Origin of the sequence: Streptomyces sp. NPDC047108 (assembly GCF_040643575.1) — a bacterium.
Lineage (GTDB): Bacteria > Actinomycetota > Actinomycetes > Streptomycetales > Streptomycetaceae > Streptomyces.
Genome location: NZ_JBEYUP010000001.1, coordinates 515,999 through 516,554, shown reverse-complemented (window position 1 = coordinate 516,554; position 556 = coordinate 515,999). Strand labels below are relative to the sequence as shown.

The following is a 556-nucleotide window of genomic DNA, read 5'->3' as shown; positions in this document are numbered from 1 at the left end:
GGCGGTCCGACGGGCGGTCCGACGGGCGGTCCGACGGGCGGTCCGACGGGCGGTCCGACGGGCGGTCCGACGGGCGGTCCGACGGGCGGTCCGACGGGCGGTCCGACCTGACCCGCTGGCCTGCCGGTCCGACTTGGCGGTCCGTCCCGGCGGTTCGACCTGACGCGCTGACCTGCCCGTCGACCTGGCGGTCGGGTACGGGGTCCCGTGCGCCGGGCGGCGTGGGCCTTTGTGGAGTGTGATGTGTTGGGGCACGGGGCCGGGTGCGGCTTTCGTCTCGCGCCTTCGGCGCAATGCTGAGCATCGGGGGGGCGCGAGCGGGACGGCTGGGCCCGTTGCCCGGTCGCGGGCCGGTGGCCGACCGGCGTGGACGCAGCTCCGGTGGCTCTGCGGGAGCCGCGCGGGCACCTGTTCTCCAAATGCTTGCCTCGGGTCAAGTAATTCTGCAGAGGTGTCCAACTGGTCGTAGCACTGCAGGAGTTCGTGGTGACCTGAGTCGACGCTCGAGTTCCGCACGGGGGCGCGTGACGAGACCGGGAGCCGGCGGACCGGTCGT

1 protein-coding gene is annotated in these 556 nt (G+C 73.7%); it reads right to left on the bottom strand.

The window, feature by feature from the left end; all coding sequences use genetic code 11:
* Positions 1-304, bottom strand: a 304-nt coding sequence (locus ABZ822_RS02205) for a PT domain-containing protein (RefSeq protein WP_360846949.1), incomplete at its 3' end; no start/stop codon positions are given.
* Positions 305-556 lie beyond the last annotated feature (252 nt).